The sequence below is a fragment of the Nonomuraea sp. NPDC050691 genome (assembly GCF_040654455.1).
Taxonomy (GTDB): Bacteria; Actinomycetota; Actinomycetes; order Streptosporangiales; family Streptosporangiaceae; genus Nonomuraea.
Genome location: NZ_JBFAIA010000020.1, coordinates 55,918 through 79,239, shown reverse-complemented (window position 1 = coordinate 79,239; position 23,322 = coordinate 55,918). Strand labels below are relative to the sequence as shown.

The 23,322-nt window shown below is 72.3% G+C and carries 23 protein-coding genes; 5 read left to right on the top strand and 18 right to left on the bottom strand.

Features of this window, described 5'->3' with window-relative positions:
- Together AB0H81_RS11825 and AB0H81_RS11820 are read left to right on the top strand one after the other, a co-directional pair.
- Positions 1-2,007, top strand: a 2,007-nt coding sequence (locus AB0H81_RS11825; protein ID WP_358372737.1) for a hypothetical protein, incomplete at its 5' end; no start/stop codon positions are given.
- Between the two features lie 153 nt (positions 2,008-2,160).
- On the top strand, positions 2,161-2,442 hold the full coding sequence (locus tag AB0H81_RS11820; RefSeq protein ID WP_358372735.1) for a hypothetical protein: 282 nt from the start codon (positions 2,161-2,163) through the stop codon (positions 2,440-2,442).
- 75 nt (positions 2,443-2,517) lie between these two features.
- Here AB0H81_RS11820 and AB0H81_RS11815 read toward each other — a convergent pair whose 3' ends face one another.
- From AB0H81_RS11815 to AB0H81_RS11790, 6 genes are read right to left on the bottom strand one after another with little or no spacing between them, the layout of a single operon-like run.
- Positions 2,518-3,549 (bottom strand): dipeptide ABC transporter ATP-binding protein, encoded by a 1,032-nt coding sequence (locus tag AB0H81_RS11815; RefSeq protein WP_358372733.1) that lies wholly within the window; start codon positions 3,547-3,549, stop codon positions 2,518-2,520.
- On the bottom strand, positions 3,542-4,525 hold the full coding sequence (locus AB0H81_RS11810; protein ID WP_358372731.1) for an ABC transporter ATP-binding protein: 984 nt from the start codon (positions 4,523-4,525) through the stop codon (positions 3,542-3,544). The genes AB0H81_RS11815 and AB0H81_RS11810 overlap by 8 nt, the downstream gene beginning before the upstream one ends.
- The gene (locus AB0H81_RS11805; protein ID WP_358372728.1) at positions 4,522-5,481 is read right to left on the bottom strand and encodes an ABC transporter permease; all 960 of its coding nucleotides are present in this window, start codon (positions 5,479-5,481) and stop codon (positions 4,522-4,524) included. The genes AB0H81_RS11810 and AB0H81_RS11805 overlap by 4 nt, the downstream gene beginning before the upstream one ends.
- Before the next feature lie 14 nt (positions 5,482-5,495).
- Positions 5,496-6,422, bottom strand: coding sequence for an ABC transporter permease (locus tag AB0H81_RS11800; RefSeq protein ID WP_358372726.1), 927 nt, complete (start codon positions 6,420-6,422; stop codon positions 5,496-5,498).
- A gap of 11 nt (positions 6,423-6,433) precedes the next feature.
- Positions 6,434-8,005, bottom strand: coding sequence for an ABC transporter substrate-binding protein (locus AB0H81_RS11795; RefSeq protein ID WP_358372723.1), 1,572 nt, complete (start codon positions 8,003-8,005; stop codon positions 6,434-6,436).
- A 45-nt stretch (positions 8,006-8,050) separates the two neighbouring features.
- Positions 8,051-8,980, bottom strand: a complete 930-nt coding sequence (locus AB0H81_RS11790; protein WP_358372721.1) for a 5-dehydro-4-deoxyglucarate dehydratase — start codon at positions 8,978-8,980, stop codon at positions 8,051-8,053.
- 93 nt (positions 8,981-9,073) lie between these two features.
- On the opposite strand from AB0H81_RS11790, the gene AB0H81_RS11785 reads away from it, so the two are divergent.
- A complete protein-coding gene (locus AB0H81_RS11785) occupies positions 9,074-9,862 on the top strand; it encodes an IclR family transcriptional regulator (RefSeq protein WP_358372719.1) in 789 nt (262 codons plus the stop codon).
- 90 nt (positions 9,863-9,952) lie between these two features.
- On the opposite strand, the gene AB0H81_RS11780 is transcribed toward AB0H81_RS11785, so the two are convergent.
- The 3 genes from AB0H81_RS11780 to AB0H81_RS11770 are packed head-to-tail and all read right to left on the bottom strand — an operon-like array spanning position 9,953 to position 12,044.
- On the bottom strand, positions 9,953-10,813 hold the full coding sequence (locus AB0H81_RS11780; RefSeq protein WP_358372717.1) for a haloalkane dehalogenase: 861 nt from the start codon (positions 10,811-10,813) through the stop codon (positions 9,953-9,955).
- Between the two features lie 29 nt (positions 10,814-10,842).
- Positions 10,843-11,238: a TIGR03618 family F420-dependent PPOX class oxidoreductase gene (locus tag AB0H81_RS11775; protein WP_358372714.1), complete on the bottom strand. Its 396-nt coding sequence runs from the start codon at positions 11,236-11,238 to the stop codon at positions 10,843-10,845.
- Positions 11,235-12,044, bottom strand: a complete 810-nt coding sequence (locus tag AB0H81_RS11770; protein ID WP_358372712.1) for an NAD(P)H-binding protein — start codon at positions 12,042-12,044, stop codon at positions 11,235-11,237. Before AB0H81_RS11770 ends, AB0H81_RS11775 begins: the two co-directional genes overlap by 4 nt.
- Before the next feature lie 174 nt (positions 12,045-12,218).
- On the opposite strand from AB0H81_RS11770, the gene AB0H81_RS11765 reads away from it, so the two are divergent.
- Positions 12,219-13,550 carry a serine/threonine-protein kinase gene (locus AB0H81_RS11765; RefSeq protein WP_358372710.1) on the top strand — a complete coding sequence of 444 codons (1,332 nt, stop codon included), beginning with the start codon at positions 12,219-12,221 and terminating at the stop codon, positions 13,548-13,550.
- Between the two features lie 15 nt (positions 13,551-13,565).
- On the opposite strand, the gene AB0H81_RS11760 is transcribed toward AB0H81_RS11765, so the two are convergent.
- The 9 genes from AB0H81_RS11760 to AB0H81_RS11720 all read right to left on the bottom strand — a co-directional run bounded on the left by AB0H81_RS11760 (position 13,566) and on the right by AB0H81_RS11720 (position 22,472).
- The gene (locus AB0H81_RS11760) at positions 13,566-14,567 is read right to left on the bottom strand and encodes a glycosyltransferase family 2 protein (RefSeq protein WP_358372708.1); all 1,002 of its coding nucleotides are present in this window, start codon (positions 14,565-14,567) and stop codon (positions 13,566-13,568) included.
- Positions 14,564-15,829, bottom strand: coding sequence for a glycosyltransferase family 4 protein (locus tag AB0H81_RS11755; protein ID WP_358372705.1), 1,266 nt, complete (start codon positions 15,827-15,829; stop codon positions 14,564-14,566). Before AB0H81_RS11755 ends, AB0H81_RS11760 begins: the two co-directional genes overlap by 4 nt.
- Complete coding sequence (locus tag AB0H81_RS11750; protein ID WP_358372704.1) at positions 15,826-17,121, bottom strand: hypothetical protein; 1,296 nt, start codon at positions 17,119-17,121, stop codon at positions 15,826-15,828. The genes AB0H81_RS11755 and AB0H81_RS11750 overlap by 4 nt, the downstream gene beginning before the upstream one ends.
- Positions 17,109-17,882 (bottom strand): NTP transferase domain-containing protein, encoded by a 774-nt coding sequence (locus tag AB0H81_RS11745; protein WP_358372743.1) that lies wholly within the window; start codon positions 17,880-17,882, stop codon positions 17,109-17,111. Before AB0H81_RS11745 ends, AB0H81_RS11750 begins: the two co-directional genes overlap by 13 nt.
- 1 nt (position 17,883) lies before the next feature.
- Positions 17,884-18,624: an HAD family phosphatase gene (locus tag AB0H81_RS11740; RefSeq protein ID WP_358372702.1), complete on the bottom strand. Its 741-nt coding sequence runs from the start codon at positions 18,622-18,624 to the stop codon at positions 17,884-17,886.
- The gene (locus tag AB0H81_RS11735) at positions 18,621-19,877 is read right to left on the bottom strand and encodes a 2-phospho-L-lactate transferase CofD family protein (protein WP_358372699.1); all 1,257 of its coding nucleotides are present in this window, start codon (positions 19,875-19,877) and stop codon (positions 18,621-18,623) included. Before AB0H81_RS11735 ends, AB0H81_RS11740 begins: the two co-directional genes overlap by 4 nt.
- Positions 19,874-20,686 carry a glycosyltransferase family 2 protein gene (locus tag AB0H81_RS11730; RefSeq protein ID WP_358372697.1) on the bottom strand — a complete coding sequence of 271 codons (813 nt, stop codon included), beginning with the start codon at positions 20,684-20,686 and terminating at the stop codon, positions 19,874-19,876. Before AB0H81_RS11730 ends, AB0H81_RS11735 begins: the two co-directional genes overlap by 4 nt.
- Positions 20,687-20,765: 79 nt before the next feature.
- The gene (locus tag AB0H81_RS11725; protein WP_358372695.1) at positions 20,766-21,431 is read right to left on the bottom strand and encodes a hypothetical protein; all 666 of its coding nucleotides are present in this window, start codon (positions 21,429-21,431) and stop codon (positions 20,766-20,768) included.
- 210 nt (positions 21,432-21,641) lie between these two features.
- Entirely contained in the window at positions 21,642-22,472 is an 831-nt protein-coding gene (locus AB0H81_RS11720) for a hypothetical protein (protein WP_358372693.1), read from the bottom strand.
- 169 nt (positions 22,473-22,641) lie between these two features.
- On the opposite strand from AB0H81_RS11720, the gene AB0H81_RS11715 reads away from it, so the two are divergent.
- Entirely contained in the window at positions 22,642-23,190 is a 549-nt protein-coding gene (locus AB0H81_RS11715) for a GNAT family protein (RefSeq protein ID WP_358372692.1), read from the top strand.
- Positions 23,191-23,322: the final 132 nt, after the last annotated feature.

Sequence of the window (23,322 nt, the reverse complement as noted above, 5' to 3'; positions counted from 1 at the left end):
TCCGCCGGGGGCCGACCGGCCGTCCTGGCCGCCGCGCTCGGCGCCCTCGCCGGCGCGGAGAGCCTGGCCGTACGCGTCCTGGCCACCTCGCTGCGGCTGCGGATCGCGGCCGTCGCCGTCGACCACCCCGAGCTGACCGGCGACCCGATGCTCAGCCGGCTCATCGAGGCGGCCGCCGCCGACCGCGACCTGGAGGCGGTCCGCGCCCTGCGCGCGCTGCTCAGGGACCGCGGCGCCGTACGCGTGCTCAGCCAGCTCGCCCCCGTCTTCGGCGAGGTCCTCGCGCTGCGGGCCCTGCTGGACGAGAACCCGCTCAACGACGCCACCGCCTGGCTGATCGCCACCGGAACGGGCTACGCCACGGCCGACCCGGTCACTGGCATGAGCAACCGGGCCGTCGCCGTCCTCGACCGGGGCGAGGGGGCCGCGCGCCGGGTGGAGCCGGCCGCGGCCGAGTCCGCGCGGCTGGCCACGAAGGGATCCCTCCTCGGCTTCCTCGGCAACATCAGCGTGCTCGGCACCACCGGCCGCATGCTCATCCAGAGCGTCGAGGGCCCCGACGGGGTGGTGCGCCACGTCGTCCAGGCGCCCGGCATGCGAGCCGGACGGCCCGACGACGACTCGCCCCAGGACCTGCTCGGCGCCTTCAGCAGCGCCGTGCTGGCCGAGAGCCCGTACAGCCGCGCCCTGGTCAAGGCCGTCGCCGACTACGGCCTGCCCGAGGGCGCCGAGCTGGCCCTCATCGGGCACAGCGCGGGCGGCGCGGCCGTCATGAACCTGGCGCAGGACCCCGAGTTCTGCGCCCGCCACACCGTCACCCACGCCGTCACGGTCGGGGCGCCCGTCGACTTCAAGCGGCCCGCCGACCCGGACACCTGGGTCGCCAGCGTCACCAACCAGCACGACATCGTCCCCACCCTCGACGGCCAGGGCGCGGGCGGCTGCTTCGACCTGCATCCCGGCTGGTACGTGGTGGACTACTCCGACGCCACCCACCTGTTCCCGCTCTGCCACAGCATCGACCGCTACATCGCCAACATCGCCGACGACCTGCCCGAGGCCCGCGACCACATCGACGAGCGCCTCGCGCCGTACCGGGGGGCGGTCGTGCGCTCCCAGGTCTACCGGCTGTTCGACCACCCTCCCGAACCCGAGGGGTTCCCCTTCCTCACCGTGCCGACCCACGGGGTGCCCGGCCCGGGAGGCCGGGTCGAGCTGCCGATCCGATGCCAGGACGGCGGCGCGCTCACGGCGTACTTCGCCGCGGACCCGGCGGTGGCGGCGGCGCTCCTGGAGGGCACCGGGCTCGGCCCCGCCGTGCGGATCGCCGGCCACGCCCTCGCCGTCGTGCACGCCGCCTGGAACCGGCGGACGAGCGTGGGCGTCCACCGCGAGCTCCACGTCGGGATCGTCGTGCCCGGTCCGTGGCGGCCCCGGGCGCCGCTCGGCTGGTACGACCTGGTGCGCGGCGCCGACCGGCGGCGCTCGGGCGTCTTCCTGGCCGGCTCCGCGGTGGACACCGCCGTGGTCGCCGCCCTGGCGCCGCGGCTGTGGGGCGGTGAGCCGTCCCTGCTGCCCCTGGAGTTCGGGCTCGCCAGGGGAATCGCGCGAGTCGCCGTCAGCACCGCCGGGGCCGCCGTGACCGCCGGGAGCGGCGGGGCGATGGGCGCGGGGGCCGCGGAGGCTGCCGGGGGTGCGAGCGGTGCCGGGGAGCGGCTGCTCGTCCTGGGTGGGCGGCTCGGTCCGGGGCTGCCGGTGAGCGAGCGGGACCTGGTCGGCTACGCGCGGGCGGCCGGCACCACGCTGCGCTCCTGTGTGCGGGCCCGCGGCCGGGGCCTGCTGCACCCCGCGCCCCGGCTCCGGCTCGCCGTCGCACCGGGATCGGCCCACCCGCTGGCCCGCCTGCTCCGCGACCTGGACCTCGACGGCGCCCGCCCGCTGCTCTGCCTCTCGGCCGCGACTCGCCGCACACTCCGGGACGCCGCCGTCCCGGTCCCGACCACCTGACCCGCCGGACGCTCCGGAACGCCGCCGTCCCGGGGCCGACCACCTGACCCGCCGGACGCTTCGGGACGCCGCCGTCCCGGGGCCGACCACCTGACCCGCCGGACGCTTCGGGACGCCGCCGTCCCGGGGCCGACCACCTGACCGGAGGATTACATGCGCCGCCACCCTGCCCAGCGACCGGCACGGCGTCCGGGCGATCCCGCGTCGATCGTCGCGCACGCCGTCGTGCTGGAGACCGACGCCCTCGCGCTGGCCGAGTGCGTCGAGCGCCTGCGCGAGATCAGCGAGCGGCTGGAGGCCGGCGGCGTCGCGCCGCGCTGGCTGCGCCAGGCGGTGAACTCCCACCTGGCCGCCTGCACGACCGCCGCCGCCGACCTCACCACGGCCGCCGCCCACCTGCGTCACTACGCCGACAGGATCCGCCCCGCCTCGTGACGGCGTCGACCAGCTCCTCGGGCATGGCCGAACCGAGCACTGCCGACACCGACCGGCTCTCGTCCAGGGGTGCGCCTACCGGGTCGCCGCCTCTTGGAGGGGGAAGTGGCAGGCGGCCGCGTGCGCCGGTTCGCCGGGCGACGGCTCCAGGGGCGGCGCCTCCTGGGCGCACACGTCCTGGGCCTTCCAGCAGCGGGTCCGGAACCGGCAGCCCGACGGCGGGTCGAGCGGGGAGGGCACCTCGCCCTGGAGCAGGATCCGCTCGCGCCGTGCTCCCGAGACGTCGAGCACCGGCGCCGCGGACATCAGCGCGGCGGTGTACGGGTGGCGGGGCCGGTCGAACACCTGCGCCGTCGGGCCGGTCTCGACGATCTTGCCGAGGTACATCACCGACACGCGGTCGGCGACGTGCCGGACGACGGACAGGTCATGGGAGATGAACACGTACGACACGCCCAGCCGGGCCTGCAGGTCGGTGAGCAGGTTGAGCACCTGCGCCTGCACCGACAGGTCGAGCGCCGAGACGGGTTCGTCGCACACGATGACGTCGGGCCGGAGGGCGAGCGCCCGGGCGATCCCCAGCCGCTGGCGCTGGCCGCCGGAGAACTCCTGCGGATACCTGCGGGCGTCGCTCGCCCGCAGTCCCACCATCTCCAGCAGTTCCGCCACCCGCCTGCCGCGCTCCTTGGCCGGCACCAGGTCCCGGTGCGTCCGCCACGGCTCGCCGATGATGTCCTCGGCGCACAGCCGGGCGTTCAGCGACGCGAACGGATCCTGGAACACCATCTGGACGCGGCGCCGCCACCTGAGCAGTTCCTTGCCCCGGAGGGCGAACGGGTCGGTTCCCTCGAACCTGACGTGGCCCTGGTCCGGGCGCTCCAGCATGAGCAGCACCCGGGCGAGCGTCGACTTGCCGCAGCCGGACTCGCCGACCAGCCCCAGCGTCTCGCCCCGCTCCAGCCGCAGGTCCACGCCGTCCAGCGCGCGCAGGCGGTGGCGGCCGGATGCGCCGCGGGCCACGTGGAAGGTCTTGGTCACCCCCGTCACGTCCAGCAGGGGAACGGACGTCCCCCGCGGGGCGAGCGTCGGCGTGGCCGGCTCAGTCATCGGTCAGCTCCCTCCAGTAGTGGCAGGCGGACGTGCGGCCGGGTCCCGACTCCACGAGCATCGGCCGCTCCTGCGCGCACACGTCACGCGCCATCGGGCAGCGCGCGCGGAAGGCGCAGCCGGAGGGCACCGAGTGCAGGTCGGGCGGGCTGCCCGGGATGGACTTGAGCGTGGCGCCGCGCGCCACCTCGGCCGGCACCGAGTCGAGCAGCCCGCGGGTGTAGGGGTGCCGCGGCCGGGAGAAGACGTCCGCCACCCTGCCGGTCTCGACGATGCCGCCCGCGTACATGACGGCCACGTGGTCGGCCTGCTCGGCCACGACGGCGAGGTCGTGGGTGATGAGGATCAGCGCGGTCTGCTGCTCGGTGCGCAGCTCGCGCAGCAGCTCCATGATCTGCGCCTGCACGGTGACGTCGAGGGCGGTGGTGGGCTCGTCGGCGAGGAGCACCTTCGGGTGGAGCGCCACCGCCAGGGCGATGAGCAGCCGCTGCCGCATGCCGCCGGAGAACTGGTGCGGGTACGCGTTCACGCGGGCGCGCGGCTCGGGGATGCCGACCCGTTCCATCAGCTCGACGGCCTTCTCCCGGGCCGCGCGCCGCGACAGGCGCTGGTGGATGCGGAACGGCTCGGCGAGCTGGGCGCCGACCGTCTGGACCGGGTTGAGCGCGGTCAGCGCGTCCTGGAACACGATGGACAGGCCGGGGCCGGCCAGCTTGCGCCGCTGCGCGGGCGGCAGGGCGAGGAGGTCGGTCCCCTCCAGGCGCACGGCGCCGCCGGCCACGTGCGCCACCGGGTCGAGGAGGCCGACGATGGCCTGCGCGGTCATGCTCTTGCCGCAGCCCGACTCGCCCAGGAGCGCCAGCGTCTCACCGGAGCGGACCGCGAAGCTGACCTCGCGCACCGCGCGGACCGTCCCGGCGGGGGTCCGGATGTCGACCGCCAGGCGGTCCACCTCCAGTACGGGGGACTCGTTCATGCCCGCACCTCCTTGTCCCGCCGGCGGGAGCGGGGCAGGGCGAGCCTCCACCGCTGGCCGGGGTCCATGGCCAGCCGCGCCCACTGCGCGAGGACGGTCGCCGACACGGTGGTCACCACGATGGCGAGTCCGGGGAAGACGGCGATCCACCAGGCGCTCTGCAGCACCTGCCGGCCCTGGGAGACCATCAGGCCCCAGCTCATGTCCGGCGGCTGGATGCCGATGCCCAGGAAGCTCAGCGACGATTCGGTCAGCATCACGAAACAGAAGTCCAGGGTTGCGACGGTGAACAGGGTGGGCAGCACGGTCGGCGCCACGTGCCTGCCGATGATCGCCCAGCTCCTGGTGCCGAACGTGCGGGCCGCGTCGACGAACAGCCGGCTCTGCAGCTCGGCGGACTCGGCGCGGGCGGCTCGCAGGTAGATCGGGATCCGCGCGATCGCCAGGACCAGGACGATGTTCGAGGCGCTGGGGGAGAAGACGTACAGCACCACGACGGCCAGCAGCAGGGACGGGAAGCTGAGGATGACGTCCGCGATCCGCATGGAGACGTTCTCCCGCCGGCCCCGGTGGTAGCCCGCCCACATGCCCCAGACCGACCCGATGACCAGGGAGATCACGACGGCCGGGACCGCGACGGACAGGGTGGTGCGGCTCGCCACGATGAGCCGGGCGAGCAGGCTGCGCCCGAGCGAGTCGCTGCCGAGGACGAACGCCCAGCCGTCGTCGAGGCTGAACGGCGGCCGGTTGACCGCCCGCAGGTTCTGCCGGACGGCCAGGTCGCCGAGCAGCAGCGGCCCGGCCAGCGCCGAGAGGGCCACGACGATCAGGATCACCACGGCGAGGCAGGCGAACCGGTCCCTCAGCAGCAGCCGCCACCAGGGGGCCCGCCGGAGCGCCGGGCTCGCGGCGGGGCTCTCCGGCCCGCTGACGTGCCCGGCGTGAGTCGTGGACATGGGGTCTCCGTTCGTCATGTCGTCACGCCCTGGCGGATCCGGGAGTCCAGGAGCGCGTAGCAGGCGTCGATGACGATGTTGAGCGCGAAGATGGTGACCGCGGTGACGAGGACCGCGGCCTGGAGGACCGCGAAGTCCCGCTGCAGGATCGAGGTGATCATCAGCTTGCCGATACCCGGCCAGCCGAAGATCGTCTCGACGACCACCGCGCCGTTGACCAGCCCCACCGTGAGGTCGCCGGCCACGGTCAGCGCCGGCGGGGCGGCGTTGCGCAGCGCGTGGCCGAAGACCACCCGCAGCTCGCCCGCGCCCTTGCTCCGCGCCACCTTGATGTACGGCGCGGACAGCGCGCCGACCATCGCCCCGCGTACCACCTGCACGAGCACGCCGAACGGGCGGATCAGCAGGGTGAGCACCGGCAGCACCCACGCCGCCGCGCCGACGGTGCCCGAGGTGGGCAGCCAGCCGAGGGCCACGGCGAAGACCAGGACGCCCATGATGGCGAACCAGAAGTCCGGCATGCTCGCCGCGGTCGTCGAGGTGAAGCTGGCGACCCGGTCGGCCAGGGAGTTGGGGCGGTAGGCCGCCCAGCTCCCGACGACGACCGCGCCGAGGATCGCCAGGATCATCGTGGCCCCGGCGAGCTGCAGGGTCGCGGGGAACGCCCGCAGCACGGCCGCGGCGGCGGGTTCGGCGGTCCGCAGCGACTCGCCGAAGTCCAGGCGGACGACCTGGGCCAGGTAGTCGCCGAACTGGACGAACAGCGGCTGGTCGAACCCGTGGCGGGCGGCGAACTCCGCCCGCATCTCGGGGGTCGCGCTGAGGGGCAGGTAGAGGTTCGCCGGGTCGCCGGTGAGGCGGGCCAGGCAGAACACCCCGAGGATCACGACGACCAGCGGGATCGCACTGGAGGTGATGCGATGCCGCAGGAAGGTCAGCACACCTGCTCCTCTCAGCCGGCCGGGTGCATCTCGGCGAGGCGCATCTCGTCGTTGGTGGCGGCGTTGGGCTTGTAGCTGACGGTGTCGGAGAGGGCGAGGATGCCGGTCATGTGCGCCATGACCGCGTCCCGCACGACGCTCTTGTTCTGGTACTCCAGCGCCTTGGCGAACGCGGCCTGGCGCTCGGCGTCCGACGCCTGCTCGGCGGTGTCGATCAGGTCGTCGAGCTCGGAGGTGCCGTAGCTGCTCTGCGCGCCCTTGCTGCCGTAGATCTGGCCCATGGTGAAGGCCGCGTCACCGGCCTGGTTGCCGTGCTGGGCCTGGAGCAGGGTGGGGCCGGCGTCCTTCACGAACGGGCGCAGCAGGTACTCCAGCCAGGCGTTCACGTCGAGCATCTGGATCTTGACCTTGAGCCCCGCCTCGGTCAGCGAGTTCTGCACGACCTCCATCGCCTCGGCGGCCTTGGGGTAGATCCCGTTGCGCCCGATGATGGTGATCTGGGTGTCGACGGGGACGCCGTCCGCCTTGGCCTCGGCGATGAGCTTCTTGGCCTGCGTCATGTCGTACGGCCAGGGCTGGATGGCGTCGCTGTGACCGGTCACCCCCGCGGGCACGAGCTGGCCGGCCGGCTTGCCCAGGCCGGCGAAGACCGAGGCGACGAGGCCGCTCTTGTCGATGGCGTAGTTGATGGCCTGGCGTACGCGGATGTCGTCGAGCGGCGGCTTGGCGGCGTCGATCCGCAGGTAGGAGGTCTCGTTGTTGGGGAACTGCACGGCGGACTTGCCGGCGCCGTCCTCGGGGGCGAGGCCGATGGCGAGGTCCGCCTCGTTGCTGTTGACCATGGCGGCGCGGATGCTGCCCTCGGTCCGCCACATGTACTCCGCGGCGGGGAAGTCCGGCGCCTTGCCCCAGTAGCCGTCGAACCGCTCCAGGCGCAGGCTTCGGCCGGTGTCCCACTTGGCGATCTTGTACGGGCCGGTGCCGACGGGCTCGCGGACCTTGCCGGTGGTGGTCGTGGTGGTCGGGACGATCTCGACGAAGGACAGGCGCAGCGGCAGGATCGGGTCCGGCTTGGCCGTCTTCACCTTGAGGGTGGCGTCGTCCACGGCGGTCGCCGTGAGCTCGATGCCGCCGAAGACGTACCCCTTCACGTTGCAGTCGATCTTCGAGTTGACGGCGCGGTCGATGGAGAAGGCGGCCGCCTTGGCGTCGAACGCGGTGCCGTCGTGGAACTTCACGTCGTCGCGCAGGGTGAACGTCCACTCGGTGGGCGCGTCCTGCTTCCACTGGGTGGACAGGGCCGGCTGGAGCTGCCCGGTGCCCGGGTCGCGCTCGGTGAGCGCCTCGGTGATGTTGGCCCGGGTGACGCGTCCGGTCGCGGTGAGGGAGGCGTCGCACGGCTCCAGCGTCGGGGGCTCCTCCGGCAGCACGATGCGGACGGACTTCGCCCCGCCGGACGAGGACTCCGGGCCGCTGTTCGCGACCGAGCAGGCGCCGGCCGTCAGTACGGCCCCGAGCGCCAGCAGGGCGGAGGCCGCCTGGCGGCGGCGAGGGGTGCGAGACGCTCGCGATATGATGATCATGATTCCTCCGAAATCGCCTGCCCCGGGGGCCGGGCAGGCCGCGTGCTATGCGACGGCTGTCGCGCTGAGGGCCGCGAGGCCGCGGTCGATGATGCGGGCCAGCTGTTCGCGGTGCTCCGGGCTGACCTCCGCCAGCGGCGCCCGGACGGGCCCGGCGGAACGTCCGCGGAGGTGGAGGCCGGCCTTGACGAGGGACACGGCGTAGCCGGGGGTCGTCTGGCGCAGCCGGGCGAGCGGCGCGTAGAACTCGCGCAGCAGGAGCTCCTGGGTCGCGTCGTCGCCCGTCTCGAACGCCTGGAAGAACGCGGTGGCGACCTCGGGGAGGAAGGCCAGCACCGCCGAGGAGTAGGCGCGGGCCCCGACGCCGGCATAGGAGCGGGCGTAGATCTCGGCGGTCGGCATGCCGTTCAGCAGGGGGAGCCGTCCGGCGGTGGCGGTGTGGATGAGCTGGAGCAGCTCCATGTCGCCGTGCCCGTCCTTCAGCGCGACGATGTTGTCCACCTCGGCGAGCTCGGCCACCGCCTCGGGGGAGAAGATCGCCGTGCCGCGCTGGTAGAGGATCACGCCCAGGTCCGTGGCCGCGGCCACCTGCCGGTAGTGCGCCACGAGCCCGGCCGGCGGGCCGACCTGGAGGTACGGCGGGAGCGCCAGCACGCCGTCGGCTCCGGCGGCCTCCGCGGCGCGGGTGAACTCCACGGCCGTCCGCGTGCCGCCGCCCACTCCAGCGAGCACGGGCGCCGCTCCGGCGACCTGCTCGACGGCCGCCTTGACCACGGCCTGCTGCTCGGTGGCCGTCAGCGACGCCAGCTCGCCGGTCCCGCAGGCGACGAAGACCGCCCCGGGCTTGGCGGCGAGCACGTCGTCGAGGTGGGTCCGGAAACGGGCCAGATCCACGTCCCCCGACTCCGTGAACGGTGTGACGGGGAAGGCGAGCAAGCCGGAGAGTGAGGCGACTCGCGAAACGGTGGGGGGCATCAACGGCAACCTCTTGTCTACATATAGAGACGGCGTCTATATTTGTAGCCGAGACATTAAGTTGGCGTTTCCGCAGGCGTCAAGAGGTGGGCGATGACGAAACAGGTCCTGGAGCCATCCGCAGAACCCGCCGAAGGGGGAGGTGGTGGCGTCCGCAGCGTCAAGTCGGCCGAGCGGACCATCGCGGTGCTGGAGTACTTGAGCTCCGCGGCTCAGGCGTGCTCGCTGCGCGAGGTGGTCACCGCCCTGGGCATGCCGCGCGCCAGTGGTTACGCGTTGCTGACCACGCTGGTGGACACGGGCTGGGTCGAGACCGACGGCGCCGGTCGTTACCGGATCGGCATCCGCGCGCTCCGCGCCGGGGCGGCGTACGTCGAGCGGGACGACGTCGTCCAGCGGGCGCAGCCCGTGATGAACGAGCTGCACAGCGACCTGGGCGAGACCGTGCACCTGGCGCGTCTCGACGGGGCCGAGGTCGTGTACCTGGCCACCAACATCTCCCGGCACTCCCTCGCGGTGGTCTCCCGGCCCGGCCGGCGCCTGCCCTCGTGGGCGACCGGGCTCGGCAAGGCGATCCTCGCCGGGCGTCCCTGGGAGGAGGTCGACGCGCTCCTGCCGGCGACCCTGGAGGCGCGGACCGAGCACACGATCACCGACCGGGCGGCGCTGCGTGTCGAGCTGGAGGAGATCCGGCGCCGGGGCCACGCCGTCGACGAGCAGGAATCGACCATCGGCCTGCGCTGCTTCGCGGTCGCCCTCGACTTCGGCCCGGCTCCGAACGAGGCGCTCAGCTGCTCCATCCCCATCGTCCGGCTCAGCCCCGAGCGCGAGGAGATGATCGTAACGGCGCTGCTCCGGGCCCGGACGCGCATCATCCGCTGAGCCGCGCCATGCGCGCCCACCTGCGGAGCGTCGTCGAGGCCCTGGAGGGCGCCCGGTCCGCCCCGCCGGGCATGACGACCTGACGGCGGGTCAGCGCAGGCCGTGGCGGTCCGCCCAGAACGAGACGGCCGCGGCGATCAGGGCGGGCTGGTCCTCGGGCGTGTGGTGCCCGGCGACGGCGTCGGAGCGCTCGATCTCCAGGCCCGCCATGGTGGCGGCGCACCACGCGACCATGTCGTCGCGCACCATCACCCCCGCCCCGGGCGCGAACGTCATCAGCAGCTTGGGCACGTCCGCGCTGGCCGCCAGCCACCGGTCGTACGCCTCGACCCTGGCCACGACGTCGGCGGGCTCGCCGCCCAGCGGCATCGAGCGCGCCCACCGCAGGAGCGGCAGCCTGCTCTCGCGCGTCGGGTACGGCTTGCGGTAGACGTCGAGGTCGCCCTCGGAGATCGGCGTCTCGGTGCTGCCCGGCAGGCCCTGCTCGATGAAGGCGTTGTCGTCCATGAGCATGGCCTCGCCGACACCCTCGGTCTTGATCGCCCGGAACAGCTCGCGACCGTCCTCGGGGAACTCCTCCCAGGTCATCGGCTTGACGATGGTCTCGGTGAAGGCGATGCCGCGTACCCGGTGCGGGTGGCGCGCGGCCCAGTCGAAGCCCAGGGCGCCGCCCCAGTCGTGCCCGACCAGCACCACGTCGCGCAGGTCGAGCGCGTCGAACCAGGCGTCCAGGTAGCGGGCGTGGTCGGCGAAGGTGTAGGCGATATCGGGTTTGCCGGACTCGCCCATGCCGATGAGGTCGGGGGCCAGGAGCCGGCCGGGGCCCACGGCCGGCATGACGTTCCGCCACAGGTAGGACGAGGTGGGGTTGCCGTGCAGGAAGACGATGGGCGTCCCGGTGCCGGACTCCCGGTGGTGGATGGTGGAGTCGAGGATGTGCTGGACAGGCATGATCAGGCTTTCCTTCGTGTGGAGGCGGTTCAGAGGTTGAGCTGGGTGACGCGGTCGACCGCGATCTCGATGACCACGCGGCCGGGCGGGTTCGGCGGCGGCGTGCCGTAGCGCGCGGCGTAGCGGCGGACGCCCTCGTCCACCCGTTCGGGGGCGTCGTGGACGGTGGCGGCGCCTTCGAGCGTCACCCACCGGAACCCCTCCGCCTGGCAGAGCGCCACGCGCCCGCCCGGCCGGGCGAGGTTCCTGGCCTTGCGGGTGGTCCCGACGGTCAGGACCCGGGCCAGGTCCGCGGCGGGATCCCAGGTGAAACGCACCGCGACCACGTGCGGCGAGCCGTCGGGCCGCAGGGTGGTGAGGGTGGCCGGGCGCGGCTCGGCGAGGAAACGCCGGGCCGCCGCGCTCATCGCGATCCGCGCTCTCACCGGAAGGCGGGGAGGTTGCGGGCGACCCACTCCGCGAAGGTGCGCGGCGCGCGCCCGAGCACGCGCTCGACGTCGGGGCTGACGGCCTGCTCGGCCGCCGTGGGCGCGCCCAGGATCGCCAGCGTGCCCTCGACGACGGGCTCGGGCATCACCTCGAGCATCTGCGCCCGCGCCTCCTCGCGGGTCTGCTCCACGAACCGCACCGGCTCGCCGAGCGCCTCGCCGATCGCCGCCACCCGCTCGCGCGGGGTGACGAGCGCGGGTCCGGTCAGCTCGTACGTACGGCCGGCGTGCCCGGACTCGCGCAGCACCGCGGCGGCGACCTCGGCGATGTCGGCCGGGTCGATGGCCGGCAGCCCGACGTCCCCGAAGGGCGCGGCGGCGGTGCGCGAGGTCCGGACGGACTCGGCCCAGGCGAAGGAGTTGGAGGCGAAGCCGCCCGGCCGCAGGATCGTGAAGTCCGCTCCCGACTCGCGGACGGCCTGCTCGAACAGGGCCGGGTGCCGGTAGACCTCGGGCCGGGTGCCCGCGCCCTGCGAGGACAGCAGGACGATCCGCTTGACGCCAGCGGCCTCCTTGAGGATCGCGTGCGGGTCGTCCCCCGCCACGAGCAGGAAGAGCGCGTCCGCGCCGTCCAGGGCGGGACGGAGGCTCGCGGGGTCGTTCAGGTCGGCCCGGTGGTGCCGTACCCCGTCGGGGACCTGGGCGGGCTGACGGGACACGGCCGTGACGCGCTCGCCGGCGGCGGCGAGCGTTTCGACGAGGGCGCGTCCGACGTTGCCGGTGGCTCCGGTGACGACGATCATGATCTCTCCTGTGTTAGTTAGTTGGCTGACTGAGAGAGACCTTAGCGCGCTTCGGAGTCCCGTGTCTACGGCTAGTCAGTCAGATAACTCACATCGGCCGCTCGCCAACCAGAAACGCCCCGACAGCGACGCTGATACCTTTCATCCAGTGTTGACGCGTTCTGGGGGGCCAGAGTGAACCAACCGCTGACGGACGACGATCCACGGCGGCTGGGTGCGTACGACATCACGGCACGCCTGGGAGAGGGCGGTCAGGGCGTCGTCTACCTGGGACGGACGGCGACCGGCGAGCAGGTCGCCGTCAAGCTCCTCCACCACGGCCTGCTGGACGATCCCGAGGCGAGGAGCAGGTTCCTGCGCGAGGTGGAGATCGCCCGGCGCGTGGCCAGGTTCTCCACCGCGCCCGTGCTCGCCGCCGACCTCGCGGGCCGGCGGCCGTACATCGTCAGCGAGTACGTGCCCGGACCCTCGCTGCGCGAGCTCGTCACCGGAGAGGGGCCGCGACGCGGCGCCGCGCTGGAACGCCTGGCGATCAGCACCGCCACCGCGCTGGCCGCCATCCACCGCGCGGGAATCCTGCACCGGGACTTCAAGCCCGCCAACATCCTGATGGGGCCGGAAGGTCCCGTCGTGATCGACTTCGGCATCGCCCGCGCCCTGGACGCGCCGGGCGTCTCCTCCACCGGATCGCCGATGGGGACGCCGTCCTACCTCGCGCCGGAGCAGCTCGGCGGGGAGCCGGTCACGGAGGCGGCCGACGTCTTCGCGTGGGGCGTCACCATGGTGTTCGCCGCCTCGGGGCGGCCCGCGTTCGGCGCGGACTCGACTCCGGCGGTGATCAACCGCATCCTCAACAAGGAGCCGGTGATCTCCGGGCTGGACGGGGCGCTGCTCGACCTCGTCACCGCCGGCCTGTCCAAGGACCCGGCCCGGCGGCCGAGCGCGGAGGACCTGGTGGCGGGCCTGACCTCTGGGGCGGCTCCCGGAATGTCCGGGCTCGGCGGGGCACCTGTCGGGCGGACGGGAGCCCCTACCGCCCGGTCCGTGGGCTCCCCGGCGCGGAGGAGCCGCCGCCGCACGCTGGTCCTGACGATCGCCGGCAGCGCGGCGGCGGCGCTGCTCGTCACGGGCGGGGTGCTGATCAACGCCGGCGGCGACCCGGTCGGCCCGTCACCCGCCGTGGGGGACTCGACGTCCCAGGCCGCGGTTCCGCCCACCACGGCCGCCGCCACGGTCGCGTCCCCGGCGGCGTCCACGAGAACGGAACACCGGACACCGTCCCCCAAGCGGACCGCCCGCCTCAGGACCCCGGCCGCGACCACCAAGCCCGCCCGCACGGGGAAACCCGCGACCACGCCGCCGAACGACGAACCCCGGCGTGACCCGACCCCTGACCGGAGCTCCGAAACCGTCCCGGACCGAGCCGCCGAGACCACCGCCGCCCCACCGGCGATGCAGCAGCCCACCCTGGAGAACCCGTTCACGTGCATCCCGTCGATGTGCTGACGGCAGCCGCAAGGCTCACTCGGGGACGGCCCGGTTCGGGACGGCCTTGCCAGGCCGGCCGCGCAGCGGTCGCAGGCAGCCGGCGACCAGCCCCGTGACCAGCACGACATGGACGGCGAGGTGGACGAGGAGGAAGTAGGCGGTGAAGGCCGGCCCTCGGTGCCGGTGGACGAGCCTCAGCAGCGGCGGATCGGCGAGGGCGAACGCCACGAGGAGGGCGGCGGTCAGCAGCAGGGCGGGGGGATGCACCAGCGCGAACGGCAGGCTCGCCAGCGCCAGCGCGCAGGAGAGGATCCCGCCGGGACGGTTGGTGTACTCCCGCTTCCCGCCCCCTTCTCTCGTCCCGGCGAGCGCCAGCGGCACCAGTGGGAGGGAGCGCCGCCACTGTTCGGCGAGGATCGGCAGCAGCCGGCTCCCGTCGTCGTGACGGCCCCGGATCGTGTCGCTGAGCAGGATCCGGTGGCGTCGCGCGAGCCGTCCGGCGTACTCGATGTCCTCGCAGTCGCGCAGGCTCTCGTCGAGGTCACCCGTCTCCAGGAACGCCTCGCGGCGGATCGCCGCGAGGGCGAACACCACGCTGTGGACCTCCCCGGCCAGCCGGCGGTACCAGTTGACGGCGTGCAGGATCCGGTACCACTCGACGGGCCCGTCGTCGATGAGCGGCTCGGGTTCGTACATCCCGTACACGCAGCCGTATTCCGGGTGGCGGTCGAGGATGTCGACGGCGTTGGCGACCGCGTCGGGCTGTAGCGCCACGTCGGAGTCCAGGAAGAAGACGACCTCGCCGGTCGTGTTCGCCACGCCCGCGTTCCTGGCGGCCGACACGCCGCGGTTCTCGGGAAGGCGGATCACGCGGCAGCCGAACTCGGCCGCGATCGCCGTGGAGTCGTCGCCGCTCGCGTCGTCGACCACGACGATCTCGTCCGGTCGCCGGGTCTGGGTCGTCACCGACTCCAGGCACAGCCGCAGCGTCCTGGCCGCGTTGTAGCAGGGAATGACGAGGGACACCGTTGTCATCGGGACACTCCAATTTCCGGGGCCGTCCGTACCACGGCCTGATACACCGCGAGCGTCTCGTCGGCCGCGCGAGCCCAGCTCAGCCGCTCCCGGACGAATCGCTCTCCCCGTTCGGCCAGCGTGCGGCGCAGCTCCGGGTCGGTCATGACCTCGATCACGGCGGCGGCGATGTCGCCGGGATCGGCGGCGCGCACGAACCGCGCGGCGGGACGCGCCGGGTCGCCGAGGAAGATGCGGGAGAATCCGTCGCCGAGGATCGTCGGCCTGGCCAGGGCCATGGCCTCGGTCGCCACCAGGCCGAACGGTTCGAAGAGCGAGGGGAAGACGCAGGCGTCGGCCATCTCGTAGTAGCCCAGCAGCTCCCTGGCGTCGACGAACTCCCCGGAGGCGATGACGCGCCCGTGGAGTCCCGCTTCGTCGACCGTGCGCCGGACCCCGGCGAGGTCCCCCTCACCGACGAGCACCAGACGCAGCTCGGGGAGCGCCCGGCTGATCTCCCGCATGGCCGCGAGCAGCTGATGGATGCCCTTCTGCCGGTCAAGGCGGCCGACGAACAGCAGCACCGGGGCCGCTGCCGGGATCCCCAGCCGGGCCCGCAGGCCCGCGGCGCGTGCGCGCAGCGCGGGCCGATCGAACGCGGGGTCGGCGAGCACCCGCTCGAAGGTGCCGCCCAGGTGCACCACCTCGATCGCCGCGCGGTCCCAGCCGGCCGCGGCCAGTTGCTCGCGCATGTCCGACGTCGGGACCACGATCCGGCGGGCGATCCGTCCGAGCCATCGTTCCAGGGTCGCGAACACGTTGAGCGGGTCGGCGAGGCTGCGGTGCCGGGCGGCGCCGTACTCGGCGGTGTGCACGTGGTACACGACCGGCAGCCGCAACACGTAGTGGCACAGCAGGCCGCACAGGAAGTTCGTCGAGTCGTGGACGGCGACCAGGTCGGGCCGCTCGCCGGGGCCCGCGCGGCGCAGCCGCAGGAAGTAGCGCCAGTTGCTCATCACCACGTTGGCCGTGAGCAGCAGGAACTCGGCGCGGCTGGTGCGGTTCAGCCGCCGGCCACCGCTGATCATCCCCAGCACTCGGCCGAGGGGCCGGTGCACGGTGACGGCGCCGTCCCGCTCATGCGCCGGCAGACGGCCGTCGTTGAGGGTGAACACGGCCAGCTGATGGTCGCGGGTCAGGTAAGGGACCATCTGCTCGACGTACCGGCCGAGGCCCGCGCTGATGTTGGGCGGGAACTGGGTGACGACATAGGCGATCTTCAAGAACGTGTCTCCGATACTCGCGTTCCGAGCCGCCGGTACACCCGTCCGGCGGTGATGGCCACCACGGCCACGAGGACGAGATTGGTCAGGACGAAGCCCACCAGTGACCCGGCCAGACCCCACCAGGCGACGCACACCACCTGGCCGGCGAGAGCGACGGGGGCTCCGACGGCGAGACAGGCGATCAGGACCTTGGCGCCGCGCACGCCGTCCATGGACAGAGCCGCGTAATAGAGATGGAAGACGGCGTGCGCGCCGATCCCCGCCGCGGACAGCGCCATCAGCGTGAGCGAGTACGGGTAGTGCTCGCGCATCAGCAGGAAGAAGACGGCGCTCGCCGCGAACAGCAGAACCGCCGTGGCCGCCCCGGCGATCGCCGCGATCCGCGCGACGCGTCGCAACAGGGCGGGCTTGTCCATCGTCGCCAGGGTGGGGAACAGCGCCAGGCCGATCCCCTCGACGAACACCACGCCGAGCAGGCGCCTCGGGAAGCCGCTGTAGACCGCGTACACGCCGACGTCGGCCGGTTCGGCCCAGTGGTTGAGGAAGATCACGTCGATGCCGAACAGGACACCGGTCAGGGCCGCGATGACGGTCACGTAAGCGCCGTGCCGGTACAGCGAACGCACCAGCGCCGGGGACCACGACCGCGGGACGACGGGCAGGCCCGCCGCCGCCACGAGGGTGAAACCGATATAGGTGACGATCAGTGCGGTGAGGTAGTACTCGGCGTCGCGAATGTCGAGGACGAGCAGGCTGAAGACCGACACGGCCAGGTAGATCGCGGCGACGGCCAGCTTGAGCGCGGCCACGAACGCGTACTTCGCCAAGCCGCGCAGGAAGCTCTCGGTGAGCTGGTTCAGAGTCAGCGCCAGGGCCAGCGCCAGGGCGAAGTACACCGCTTCGGCATCGGTCCCCAGGGCGGCGGCCAGGAACGGGGAGACCGGCACCACCAGCACGGCCAGGCCGGCGCCCATGGCCAGCGTGGCGAACAGGGCCGTCGTCACCAGGGCCGGGCGCGCGCCGGGATCGGCCCTGGGCAGTTCCTGGAGCATCACGTAGTGCAGGCTCATCAGCATGCCGATGGAGACGATCAGGGCGATCGACATGACCAGCGAAAAGTGACCGAAGGCCGCCGCGCTCGTCCCCCGGGCGATGACGAGCGTGGTCGCCGCGGCCGTCCCGCTGGCCAAGGTGCTCAGCAGCGTGGGCCCGGCGGCCCATCGGTCGCTCAGGAGCAGTCGCACCACCCGGGAACGCACGTCCTGGCGCCGGGTCGTCAGCGTGCCCACCGCTGGAACGCCTGCCGGGCGAACTCCAGGTCGTCCGCGGTGTTGACGCCGCGCGCCTCGACGGGGTCGGTGACCGGCACCGTCCGTACCTTCCAGCCGTGGACCTGCGAGAGGTGGGGAAGGAACGGCAGGAAGTTGACCTCGCCGGTGACGGAGCCGCGTGCGGCGGAGGCCAGATAGCGTTCCCAGGCCTGGCGCAGGCCCGTGGTGCTGAGGCAGAACACGCCGACGTCGCTGAGCCCGCCGGGGCGGCACTCGTCGCCCTCCCGGGACATACGCACCCGGCGCAACTCGCCCGAGACCACCTCGTACTCGACATAGGGGTCGGGGAGCGGCACCAGGGGGAGGGTGAGGCCGGGACCTGAGGTGGCCTCCTGGTGGGTGCGCACGACCTGACGCACGGTCGCCGACGACAGATTCACCTGATCGCCCCAGACCACCAGGGCCGCGCCGTAGGCGTCCCAGTGCCCGGCCGCGCCGAAGACGGCGTCGCCCATGCCCGTCGGCCGCTCCTGAACGCTCACCGACACGGCGCCGCTGTCGATCTCGGCGGCCACGAGGCGGCGGAACAGGGCCTCCCCGTCCGGGGAGACGACCACGTGGAGGTGATCCACCCACGGCTGCAGACGCCTGTACAGCAGGTGCCACACCGTGATGCCGTCGGCGACCTCCATCATGATCTTCGGTACGGCGGCGCCGAGCCTGGTGCCGCGCCCGGCCGCCGGGATCACCGCGCAGACGCTCCACTCAGTCACGGACATCTCAGTCACGGACATCCACCTTCCCCTCCGCTGCCTTCGCCGGCTCCGCTGCCTTCGCGTCGAGGAGTTCCACGTCGAGGAGTTCCGCGTCGAGGAGGGAGACGACGTCGTCCAGACGGTCCACCACGATCGCCCCGGGGGCGGGCTCGGCGGCGTGCACCTGGAGCGTCACCAGCCCCGCGCTCACCGCGGCAGCCACCCCGTGCGCGGAGTCCTCCACGGCGACCGCGTCGTCGGGGTCGATCGCCCATCGGCGGCAGGCCTCCAGGTAGCAGCCCGGGTGCGGCTTGCTCGCCGGGACGTCGTCGGCAGTGAGCACGCCGCGGAAGTATCCGCCCAGCGCGGCGGCGGAAAGGACCCGTTCGACCGACTCGCGGCTCCCGCTGGTGACCAGATAAGCCGTACGGCCACCGGAGGCCAGCCGGTCGAGGAGCCGGCGTGCCCCGGGGAACACGTTCACCTGCCCCGATGCGACGTAGCCGCGGTAGAGCTGCTGCTTGCGCCGGGCCAGCCGGGTCGCGACCTCGGGGTCGGCGCCCAGGGCGGCCGCCACGTCCGCGGTGCTCGCGCCGGTGTGGGCCTCGTACCGGAACGAGGCCAGCAGGCCGGGCGCGACCTCGGCGAGCGCGGCGTGGAAGGCGGCCCGATGGACCGGGGCGGAGTCCACCAGCGTGCCGTCGAGGTCGCAGAGCCAGGTCCGCCGCCGGGCGATCTCCCCGGCCGCCGCCGTCCGCGGGGTCATCCGGCCTGAACCAGGGTCGCCGCATCGGTGATGCCGGTGATGTCGGTGAGGATCGCGGCGGCGTGCCCGCCGTGGTGCGTGCCCGGCCGTTCCGGGTCCTCCAGGTCGGTGATGATCCACCGCGCCCCCGCCCAGGTGGCGCCGTCGGCGAGCCCGTACGGAGTCGCCGGGACGCCGCGCCGCGAGGCCTCGGCGCGAGGGCAGAGGACGTGGGTGACGGTGCCGCGCTCGTTCAGCGGGTCGCCGAGATAGGACAGCGTGAGGTCGACGAGGTCGGCGGCGGTCAGCCCCTGGACGTCGTGGTCCTCGCGGAGATTGACGACGAGCACCTTGGCCCTGGCCCGGCTGGCCGCGATCGCGTCCGGGACGCCGGGGGTCAGGTAGCTGGGGATCAGCGACGAGTGCGGCGTGCCCGGGCCGTACACGATGAGATCGGCGTTCCGGATCTCCCGAAGCGCCTCGGGGTTCGGCGACACCGTGGCGGAGCGGCCCACCAGGGCTCGCCGCTTCTCCTCGACGGACTGCGCGTCCAGCTCCGCCTGTCCACGCCCGGTCACCGGCTCACGGAGGAGGAACAGGTCGGTGACGGCGTCGGCGTCCTGCGGCGCGACGAGGTCGGCCTCGTCGGCCAGGATTCGCCCGTTCTCCTTGAGCGCGGCCAGATAGGCGTTCTCCCCGTCGGTGACATTGACCAGCCGGGCCGGCGAGCGGAACATCCAGGCGCAGGCCCGTACCGCGGCATTGAAGTTCTCGCCCGAACGAAGGTAGGCGCCGGCGAAGACGAGGTTGCCCAGCGCGCAGTCGGCGAGGTCGAATCCGCTCGGGTCGGCGTCGAGCCGGCGCCGGAAGGCGATCAGGTCCCGCACGATCGCCGTGCGGGCTCGCCGGGGCAGCGCGGCGAACCCGGGGTGAGCGTGGGGCCGCCCGGGCGGGGTGAGCGCGTCGATGAGCTCGTCCAGGTCCCGCGGGGTGCTTCCGGCCGGGAACCGGTACTCGAGGACCGCGATCAGCGCGGCGTCGCGGGGGTCGCTCCCGTCCAGATGGAGCAGGAGGTTCTTGCGGAAGTCCGACGGGCCGAGCATCCCGGGCAGGTAGCGGCGCAGAGCACCGGTGGACATCCCGTTGTCGTACCCGTTGATCAGCAAGGAGAGGCCGACGCCCGGCGTGCGCAGCAGGTGCCGCGCGATGCTGGCCCCGCCACGGCCGCCGCTGAACATCGCCACCTCGATCCGGTTGGCGTGCCGCGACCTCAACGGACCCACTCCGGTTCGGCGTGCGCGGCGGAGGCGAGGGAGGCGCCCGGCGGGTCGGGGACGCGCAACACGCCGCGCCGCAGGAGCCAGTGGCGATAGCCGAGATAGCCCACGAACAGCGCCCGGTCGCAGGCGCCGCGCCAGAACCGCCACCCGCGGTGGCCGCCGCCGCGTACCCGATGCGTGATGGGGATCTCCAGCCAGGTGTGTCCGAGCTCCGCCACCCGCGCCGTGATCTCCGTCGAGCAGTTCATCCCGCCCGATTCCAGAAGCAGCGCGCGTAACAGGGGGCCGTGCGCCACCTTGAAGATCGAGTTGAAGTCGCGGTACGCCGTGCGGTGCAGCAGATTGCTGACCGCGCCGCTGGCCGCCGACCCCCACCGGTACGGCAGGCCGTCGGCCTTCCTGATCCGGGCCCCGGAGAAGGCGAGGCCGTCACCGGCCCGGATGCGCTCGACGAACCGGTCGAGGTTGGCGATCGGGAACTGGCCGTCGGAGTCCAGGAGCACCACCCAGGCCAGCCGGGTGTGCGCGATGGCCGCGGCGATGGCCGCTCCCGCGCCCCGGTTGCGGTCGAAACCGACGACGACGAGCTGCGGGCACTCCTCCCGCAGCGCCGCGAGGATGGCCCTGGTCGAGTCCGTGCTTCCGTCGTCGCAGACGACGATCTCCCAGGCGCCGATCGCCGGGTTTCCGGCCAGGTAGTCACGCCATTCCAGCACCGCCGCGGCGATGTTCTCCGCTTCGTTGTAGGCCGGCGCCGCCACTGAGATCTCGATGGTCGGGGAGGGGGCAAGGGAAGTCGGCATGCGTTACCTTCGTGCGATCGTCTCGTTCGGGTGGGACGGGCGGCACGCCTGGCGCCTTCGGGCTTCGGCGGTTCCGCGATTACCGGACGGTTCCGAGCAGACGGCCGATCCATCGGTCCAAGGGGAGCAGGTTGATCCCCACGATGATCGGCAGGTGTGCCAGCGCGAAAACGATCGTCGCGCCGAACGAGATGGGGCCGCCGGTGAACAGGTTGATGTGGGGGGCGTCGATGGCTTCGGGCCGCTCGACCGGGTTGATCGTGTACCACATGAGGTCGAGCCATCCGGAGAACACGATGAGGATCCCCGTCGCCATGACCTTCAGGCAGCGTCCGGGAGAACCGCCGCCCAGCCGGTAGGCGGCGGCGACCGTGAGCACGATCCCGGGATAGAGCAGCAGGTAGAGGTGGGTGTAGAAGTCATCGGGCTGGGCCCGTGCGGTGTCGCCGTAGTAGAAGTAGCTGATCCGCGGGATCACGTACCCGGTGAAGAAGACGAAGGGGACGTACAGCAGCCAGTGGAGGCGCGGCGACGTCCACGGGAAGAACGCGATCGCGCAGCACAGGCAGGCGAACACGAGCAGCTTCGCCCCGAGCTGCCAGGCCGCGGCGATCTCCCGGCTGTGGTCGGTGCCCAGCCAGACGAACACGGCACCGGCCATCCCGACGGCCAGCGCGACCCACCACAGGTGTGGCGCCCAGCGGCGGCCGTTCGTGCCGGATTCGGTGGGTGGACCATCGACCAACGTTGACCTCGACACCCTTGCTCCCACGTTGTGCTCCGAGTGGTGTGGGAGCGCTCCCACAGACGAGGGTTGGGAGCGCTCCCAGGTAGCCAAGTCCACGGGCCGTGGCACTGTCAAGACCACGACACAAAACCGGGATCTTGCAACGCTCCAACCGCTTTTCGTGACCCCGGCCGGGCCGGAGGTGCGCCCGCCTTCACGCTGGGGAGGTCAGTAACGCTGGATGGCGTCAATGACGTGAACCGATTCGACCCGTGGATCTCTCGCCAACTCTTTGAGTGGGCCGGGAAGATTCTGCAGCGTGAAGCCGTAGATGAGCCCCTCGTCGGCGACCGCGCGAAGATGGGACAGGGTGAGACCGTATTCCGCGAGCATCGGCGTGTCCTGCGGGGCCAGCCGGGACACCCATGTCCTGAACTCGGAGGTTGCCGGCTGCGCCTTGTCGCGGCCTGAGCACGCGTCGAATCCCCGGAAAGTGCAGAATATTGTCTCGTCCCACACAAGGGCTTTCCCGCCGGCCGGCGGCGACAGGATCATCGACTGCGGGCTCGTCCCCAGAGCGAGCACCTGCTTTTCGGGAAGAGGCTCGGCAAGAATCACCAGCGCCAGAGCTGAAAGATCGCCTGGCGCGTGATGGAGAAGCTTGGCCGAGCCGCCGATCTCGTCCGTCGCATCACCCTGACCGCCCCCTCCCACCGAACGCAGTATCTCCGAGTATCGCCATGAACGGAGGTCCGGGTTCTGAATCTCTCCGGACGGCAGCATCTTGATCTCGGCGCCCCACTGCGGCGGGGTGGGGCCCGCGACCCTGGGGCTGATCTCAACCGTGATGGACGGGTTGGAGCAGTCCATCGGGTCGCTCGTCCCTGCGGTGTTCACCTCATAGTCCCCCGACGTGGCCATGAAGGCATTGAGCGCCACCAGCCGGAACCGTTCGCATTGAGCAGCGGGCTTCGCTCGAGAGGCGAGGCCGAAGCAGACGGCGATGACTAAGCCGGCCGCGCCGACGGTGAGTATGACAAGCCGCAATGTGCGAATCACTTTCCAACTCCGTAAGGAAAACAGTGCCGCCCGTGACAGGATGACCCTATGTCGATCAAGCGAAAGGGGCATGGCGCGCAGACGTCCGGCCCAAATCCGCGCTGACGCAAAAGGATCGGCCACAATATGAGGTTGCGGATGCGATCGTCCTCGCTGGCATGATGCGGTCATGGACGGTTCGCTCGTGGTCCCGGAGCTCTCGGCTGGTGCGGGGCTCTTGCTTCGTCCGTGGCGGCTCGATGACGTCGCGGTGGTCGAGGAAGCCGCTGAGGATCCGTACATTCCCCTGATCACCAGCGTGCCGTCGAGCTATGCGGACACAGAGGGCGCGGCCTTCATCCGACGGCAGTGGAGCAGAGCCACAGAGGGGGTCGGGTACTCGTTCGCGGTCGCGGATGCCGACGACGATCGGGCCTTGGGTCAGATCGGATTGTGGCCTGGTCCGCATGGCCGCGCCTCGATGGGTTACTGGGTCGCGGGATCGGCCCGGGGCCGAGGTGTCGCCTGTGCGGCGTTGCTGGCGATCTCGTCATGGGCCTTGGGGGAGCTGTTGATCGCGCGGCTGGAGTTGCACGTGGAGCCGTGGAACGTGGCGTCGTGGAAGGCGGCGGAGCGAGCGGGCTTCGTCCGGGAAGGGCTACTGCGCGGTTGGCAACAGATCGGCGACGAACGTCGCGACATGTACCTCTATTCCAAGCTGGCGACAGACCTTGCCTGAACCTCACGAGGCAGGAGCCGCGCGACAGCACACCTGACTGACGGCAAGTCCCTGAGACGCCCGGGTCCATTGCCGTCCATTCGGCGTATGTCCCGGGATGAGTGACAGACCGCTGCTTCCGGCGGCATCCCG